This window comes from uncultured Capnocytophaga sp. (assembly GCF_938029845.1).
Taxonomy (GTDB): domain Bacteria; phylum Bacteroidota; class Bacteroidia; order Flavobacteriales; family Flavobacteriaceae; genus Capnocytophaga.
The window spans coordinates 1-7,062 of record NZ_CALHGG010000108.1; the positions used below are offsets into that span (position 1 = coordinate 1).

At 43.5% G+C, this 7,062-nt stretch carries 5 protein-coding genes; 3 read left to right on the forward strand and 2 right to left on the reverse strand.

Features of this window, described 5'->3' with window-relative positions; translation table 11 throughout:
• Nucleotides 1-207: 207 nt before the first annotated feature.
• Nucleotides 208-1,935: an ABC transporter ATP-binding protein gene (locus Q0625_RS07825; RefSeq protein ID WP_298825452.1), complete on the reverse strand. Its 1,728-nt coding sequence runs from the start codon at nucleotides 1,933-1,935 to the stop codon at nucleotides 208-210.
• 38 nt (nucleotides 1,936-1,973) lie between these two features.
• A complete protein-coding gene (locus tag Q0625_RS07830) occupies nucleotides 1,974-3,710 on the reverse strand; it encodes an ABC transporter ATP-binding protein (RefSeq protein ID WP_298825455.1) in 1,737 nt (578 codons plus the stop codon).
• A gap of 151 nt (nucleotides 3,711-3,861) precedes the next feature.
• Between Q0625_RS07830 and bioA the strand changes: the two genes are divergently transcribed.
• The 3 genes from bioA to Q0625_RS07845 form a co-directional block, all read left to right on the forward strand.
• A complete protein-coding gene (bioA, locus tag Q0625_RS07835) occupies nucleotides 3,862-5,151 on the forward strand; it encodes an adenosylmethionine--8-amino-7-oxononanoate transaminase (protein ID WP_298825460.1) in 1,290 nt (429 codons plus the stop codon).
• Nucleotides 5,152-5,154: 3 nt separating this feature from the next.
• Nucleotides 5,155-5,865, forward strand: a complete 711-nt coding sequence (locus Q0625_RS07840; protein ID WP_298825463.1) for an SMUG2 DNA glycosylase family protein — start codon at nucleotides 5,155-5,157, stop codon at nucleotides 5,863-5,865.
• A gap of 4 nt (nucleotides 5,866-5,869) precedes the next feature.
• Nucleotides 5,870-7,062: DUF2157 domain-containing protein (locus Q0625_RS07845; protein WP_298825466.1), on the forward strand; the 1,193-nt coding region annotated here is incomplete at its 3' end.

The window sequence follows — 7,062 nt, forward strand, 5'->3', positions numbered from 1 at the left end:
TCTCCCATAAGGGCTTCTCCACTTAGCTTGAGGAGGATTCTCTTGTATTTCATTTGGATTATCTTTTTAGCAATATCAGTGAATGGTGAGCTTTTCACGCTTCATTTTTCATTTTTCACTCATCGGGACAAAGGTACGATATCTTCACAAGATTACCAAAAAAATATAAACCAATTTGCCAATTTGTCAATTTACCAATTAGGTTATTTAGCTCATTAGCTTCCATTCTTTAGCGCGGTTATGAGCGTCCCACATACGCTTGTAGAGCGGACTATGCTCTAATAGCTCATTATGAGTACCTACGGCGTTGATATGTCCTTTTTCAAAGACAATAATCTGGTCGGCTGTAGTAATAGTAGAAAGGCGATGGGCAATCACAAGTACGGTCTTTCCCCTAATAAGCTGAGCAAAAGCCTCTTGTATCTTGTGTTCGTTCTCTGGGTCAGCAAAGGCAGTGGCTTCGTCCAAGACCAATATAGGAGCATCCTTGAGGATAGCTCGTGCCAGCTGGAAGCGCTGTTGTTCGCCTCCGCTAAGGTGTACGCCACTTTGTCCAAAACGAGTCTCATATCCTTGGGGTAGGCTCATAATAAAGTCGTGTAACTGAGCCGCTTTGGCAGCTGCTATCACCTCGTCTTGGGTCTTATCCATTCCCATACGAATGTTCTCATACATTGTTTGTTGGAACATAAAGCTATCTTGGAAGACAAACGATACTTGCCGCATAAGCACTTCGGTAGGAAACTCACATATATCTATCCCTCCGATGGTGATACGCCCCTTCGTTACGTCCCAAAAGCGGGAGAGCAACTGCCCTACAGTGCTTTTCCCCGCCCCCGATGGGCCTACCAAAGCGGTAATGGTACCTTCCTTAGCGGTGAAGCTAATATCTTCAAGTACATAGCGGTCTGCCTCATAGGCAAAAGAAACTTGATCAAAGCAAATATCATGATTCTGTGGCGCTTCACTTGTTTTCCCTTCAGGGAGTATCGGCTGGGTAAGAATGGCATCTATCTGCTGTACCCCTTGTTCTATCAGTTGTAGTTGCATAACCATATTGCTCATCACAAAGAGAGGCCTCATATAGCCTGTCCCTAAGATAAGGAATAAGAGTAATGTCGGTAGGCTTACTCCTTGCCTAAAATATAGGTACAACCCCAGTGCCAAAACAGGTAACATGGCATTGCTAGCAAAGCTCATAAAGATAGCAAAGGGAGCTGAACTATGTCGTATCCAATCGCTTACAAAGCGGTGGAAAATATATACCTTTTTACCATATTTTTCAAAGGTCTCGGCCGATTGTTGGAAGATTTTCATCACTGGCATTGCCCGTACATACTCCACTATACCAGAGCTGAGTTCCTCAAGGGAGTGATGGTATTTCTCAGTAAGATGTTGGTTTTTCTTACCCAACATCAGTGGCATGATAAGTGCCAATACCACAAGGGGTAAGCAACTGATAAGTGCCAAGCGCCAATCCTCCTTAAAGAGATAACTAATAGTCAGCAAGGGTAGGGCTGCCGCTTTGACAAAATCAGGAATTTGATGCGCCACAAAAGTCTCTATTCGCTCCACATCATCGGAGATAATCTTTTTGAAAGCCCCCGAATTGCGATGCGAAAGGTAGCCCATTGGCAGTGCACCCACCTTATTAGTGAGGGTTTTGCGTAGCCCATAGAGGATATTGAAGGCAGCTATATGCGAGAGAACACCTGAAAGGAAAAAAGCCAACATGCTGATAAGAATCGCCCCTATAGCATAACTTACATAGGAGTAAGTGAGCGAAAAATCGGGTACCCGCTTGGTAAGCTCTTTGATAATGTAGAATACCAAGGCATAAGGTACCAAGCTCAGCACACTATGTAATACGGCTAAGATACAGGAGGTAAAAAGTAAGCCCTTACGTTGACCTGCTATTTGAAGTAGTCTTTTCATAAATATCAATGTATTAATTTACCAATTGTCTAATTGGCTCATTTGCTAATTAGTTTCCATCCATTAGAAGTTTGTTGGAGTGTCCAAAGACGCTCGTAGAGTCCTTTTTGAGCCAAGAGTTCATCATGAGTGCCTGCTTGGGCAAGTTTTCCATTCTCCAAAACAAGTATCTTATCAGCATGCTTAATGGTAGAGAGCTTATGAGCGATGACCACCACTGTTTTATCCTTTACCAGTTCTTCAATAGCTTGTTGTATATAGATTTCGTTCTCAGGGTCAAGGCTGGCAGTAGCCTCGTCAAGCAGAATGATCGGAGCATCCTTAAGCAAAGCACGAGCGATACTGATACGCTGCTTTTCCCCGCCCGAGAGTCGGTTACCCCCCTCCCCTACTGGGGTGTGCATACCTTGGGGCAGTTCTTGAGCAAAGGAAAGCACCTGAGCCCGCTTAGCAGCCGCTATGATTTGAGCTTCAGTGGCTTGAGGATTACCTATCTTGATATTATTATATATGGTATCATCAAAGAGATAGACCTCCTGAAATACCTCGCTGATCAGTCCATAGAAGCGATCAGGTGGGATATGGCGTATATCCACCCCTCCTATGGTGATACACCCCTTAGTTACATTCCAAAAACGGGCTATAAGCGAGGCTATGGTAGTCTTCCCCGAACCCGAATGCCCTACAAGGGCAACCATACTATGCTCTGGTATGGTAAAATTAAGGCCACTAAGGGTGAGTTTGTCTGGTAGGTAGGCAAAATCTACCTTGTGGAAGGCGATATCAAAGTGAGTAGGAAACTCATTTTCAGCAGTATCCATGGTAGGCTCCTCAAGTACCTCTATTACCCTTGTGAGGCTCTCATTCATATAGCGGAGCATGAGGTAATCCACCAGCACCACTTTGACAGGATTATAAAGGTTATAGCCCAAGATGAGAAAGACCATCAGTACAGGTATCGTAATTTCTTGGTGGATAAGGTAATATAAGCCCAAAGCGAGCATAAGAATAAAGCCTATCTCAAGGATAATATAAGCCATAGTAACGGTAGGGCCTGGGACAGCCTCCAACCGAATACTCTTTTGGCGAAGGTCAGCATAGGCCTTGTCCAAACTGAGGTTATGATCGCCTATAAGACCATAGGACTTCAGGTGACGAATACCTTGTACATATTCCAAAAACTTGGCTGCTACCTCATTGCGTGCTTTGACCTGTCCCTTGCTTAGCTCCCATTTATCAACTAAGAAAGTACCGAGCTTTAGGAAAGGTATAATCAGCAGGAGTGCTATCCATAGGCAGAGCGTCAGCCGCCAATCACAGTAGAACAAAAAACCTGAGAGCATCAGTGTCCCGAAGAGTGCCGCAGTGATATGACCAAAGCTATGACTGAAAATATGCTCAAAGCTGGCTACATCTTGCATAATTACTGAGCCTATCTCCCCTGGGTCACGCTTTTTGAAAAAACCTAAAGAGAGCCTTTGCAGATGATTACCTAATTTAATACGTATATCCTTAGAAAGGTCATAGGCCAATAGGTTGGACGAGACAAGACTGCGGGAGGCCACAAAAAACTGTAGAAGAAGCAACAAACACATCACCCCTACCATTGTCCAAATAAGAGAGGTATTGGGTTGCTCCTTGAACAACTCCCATACCACCAACAGTAGTATGCCCGATGGTGTTGTGATAAACCCACTATGGACAAGCTCCCATAGCACACTGCGCCATACCCCACGAGGATTAAGATGGATTATATAGCTAAGATTGCGTATCATGTATATTGGCTTTGAATTACATGACAAAGATAGGAAGAATACTCTTATATGGATTTAATCTCAATAGCTATTTTTTTAATCTCATTAGCAAATTAGGTCATGTGCTCATTAGCAAATTAGCAAATTAATTCGTACTTTTGCAGGAAAAAAGATGACACTTTCTGAAAAAGACCAGCAATACCTCTGGCACGCCTATACCCAACACAAAACGAGCGATACCCCTATCGCTATTGTAAAGGGGAAAGATGCCCTCCTTTGGGACGAAAACGGCAATACGTATATTGATGCCATCGCCTCTTGGTGGGTAAACCCTTACGGTCATAGCAACGAACGCTTGGCAAAGAAAGCTTACGAGCAACTTACCTCTCTAGAGCATGTGCTTTTCGGGGGCTTTACCCACCAGCCTGCTTGTGACTTGGCTGAGGCGCTTCTTAAGATCCTGCCTAAGAACCAAAGCAAAGTGTTCTTCTCGGACAATGGCTCTACCGCAGTGGAGGTGGCTGTAAAAATCGCCTTACAATATTACTATAACCGTGGAGAGAAGCGCACTACCTTCATCGCCTTTGAGGAGGCCTTCCATGGGGACACTTTTGCGGCTATGGCCGTATCTGGTATTTCACTCTATACTACCGCTTTTCAGGATCAATTGCTCAAGGTGGTACGTATCCCTATCCCTGAAAAGGGACAGGAGGAGGCTTGCAAGCAGCGTCTCTTGGAGGTAATTGTCCAAGAGAAGTGTGCTGCCTTTATCTTTGAACCCTTAGTCCTCGGTGCGGCGGGTATGCGTATGTACGCTCCAGAAGTCTTGGACGAACTGATCCAAATATGCCGTGAGCACCAAGTACTTACCATTGCCGATGAGGTGATGACAGGCTTCGGAAAGACGGGCAAAACCTTTGCTTGTGATTATCTCAAGCAGATGCCTGATATGATTTGTCTTTCCAAAGCACTCACGGGAGGTACTATCCCCCTTTCAGTAACAACCACTACCAAGGCTATTTATGATGCTTTTTATAGTGATGACATAAGTAAAGCACTCTTCCACGGACATACCTTTATGGCCAATCCTACTGGTTGCGCTATTGCCTTGGAGAGCCTTAAGATACTTGCCGAGGAAGAAATGCAAGCCAACCTCAAGCGTATCCACAATAGGCATGTTGCCTTTGCTGCTAAGATGGACAAACACCCCAAGGTTGCCCGTACCCGTACCCTAGGAGTGATTATGGCTTTGGACTTGAAAGTACCTGATACAGGAGAATATTACGGGGCTATTCGTAATGAACTCTATCGATTTTATATCGCTCATGGGGTGATACTACGTCCTGTATATCATACCATATATATATTACCTCCCTATATCATCACTGACAAACAACTTGATAGGGTCTATGAGGTAGTAGAAGAGAGTATCGAACACCTTACCCAAAAAGGACTTTTATAACCCATGACACAGCTTTCCTCTACCGCTGCCCTTACCATAGGGCAGCGTATCATTGCCTTCAACAAGGGCTTACAATATACTGGAAGTCTTCCTGAAGGCTTTGCCGTGCTAAACCCTTACTTGGACAACCCCGAGACATTAGAGGTGATGACGGCTTTTTATAATAGATTTTACAATGACGAGACCTCTCGCAAATTCATCATTGGTATCAATCCTAGCCGACACGGAGCAGGGGTTACAGGAGTACCTTTTACTGACACCAAGCACTTGGAAAATGATTGTGGGATTCCCATGATTTCGGCTCGTACCCATGAGGTCTCTTCGGTATTCGTCTATGATATGATTACCCAATATGGTGGTGTAGAAGCTTTTTACAAGGATTACTATATCAACTCTCCCTTCCCCTTGGCTATTGTTCGTAAGAATGCACAAGGAAACTGGCTCAATGCCAACTACTATGATGATCCAGAGCTTTTTGCCATGACCCGTGCCTATATGATAGAGACACTCAAAAAACATATTGCCCTAGGCCTAGACACCAATGAGGTGTATATCTTAGGTAAGAAAAACGCTACTTTCTTGGAAAAGCTTAACAAAGAGGCTTCTCTGTTCAAAAAAATGGTCGTTCTGGAGCACCCACGCTATATAGAGCAATACAAATCCAAGGAAAAACAACTGTATATAGACAAGTTTATCACCTTATTAAAAACCTAATAATATGAAAATCCTAAAAGAATTGGACGAACTCACCGCCGCCGAGGTCATCTCCCCCGAAGTGGCCGAGCGTATCCGCCACTATGCCGAGCAGCGTACCCAGAGTAACTCCTCCCATAGGCTTCTGACTGTCTTTGGAGCACTGGGGGCGATTCTTATTGCTTTGGGAGTTATTGTCCTTTTGGCGCATAACTGGGACGAGCTTCCTCGCTGGATAAAGACCTTTTTCTCCTTCCTTCCCTTATTGGCAGGGCAGACTGCTTGTGGCTACCTGCTTTTCAAAAAGGGACTTACCTCTTGGTGGGGGGAAGCCGCCGCTGCCTTCACCGCCTTGTCCATAGGGGCAGCAATTGCTATGGTACATCAGGTATATAACTTACCTGATAGTTCCTTCACCAGTTTTCTCTCTCTCTGGCTTATCTTAGCCCTGCCTACCCTCTACCTTATGCGCTCACGAGCAACCGCTGTGCTCTATTATATAGGTATAGGCACACTTTGTGTTTTAGGGGATAGAGAAGAATGGACTACTTATTATACTTCCTTGGCGGCTTTTGCACTTATCTTACCTTTTTATATTTGGCATATAAGGCATCAGGCAAATAGTGCGATTACTTATGCCTTTCATTGGCTTACCGTAGTCTTTACCGGAATAGCCTTGTCCATTCTCTCTGCAAATCTAAGAGATGATAGCACTATCCTTTGGTTTGTCTTGCTCGCTGCTATTTATATCATGATAGGAAAGTATCTACAGACAAGTATTTATTACAATGCCTATAAGGTAGCTGCCCTTCTGTGTATTCCTATTTGTTTCTTTATAGAAGATTTTCCTTCTTTTAATAATTACACCCTATATACGACCATTGCTATAGTACTTTTCTATTTTTTACTTATTGCAAAGTATTATTATATAGATAAAAAGGAAAAAACACTGGATCTTGTATTAGTTTTTCCTCTGTTGTATATATTTTCTATCTATTTAGTGCGCCTTTACCTATATGATTTAGTTATTTTAGCCTTTGGTGCTTACTATATTTGGAAAGGATTTAAGAGCGAACGTAGTTTAGTGGTCAATTATGGCCTTTCGGTCATCTCTGTTGAGATTGCTATACGATTTTTTGATAGTTCCTACCCTTTTATTATCAAAGGAATTGTCTTTATCCTCTTAGGTATAGGCTTTTTTGCAGCCAATTATTTCAT

Excerpts from the sequence above, each read along its gene's own strand:
- Q0625_RS07825 (WP_298825452.1), bottom strand. The coding sequence starts at position 1,935 with ATGAAAAGACTACTTCAAATAGCAGGTCAACGTAAGGGCTTACTTTTT.
- Q0625_RS07830 (WP_298825455.1), bottom strand. The coding sequence starts at position 3,710 with ATGATACGCAATCTTAGCTATATAATCCATCTTAATCCTCGTGGGGTA.
- bioA (WP_298825460.1), top strand. The coding sequence starts at position 3,862 with ATGACACTTTCTGAAAAAGACCAGCAATACCTCTGGCACGCCTATACC.
- Q0625_RS07840 (WP_298825463.1), top strand. The coding sequence starts at position 5,155 with ATGACACAGCTTTCCTCTACCGCTGCCCTTACCATAGGGCAGCGTATC.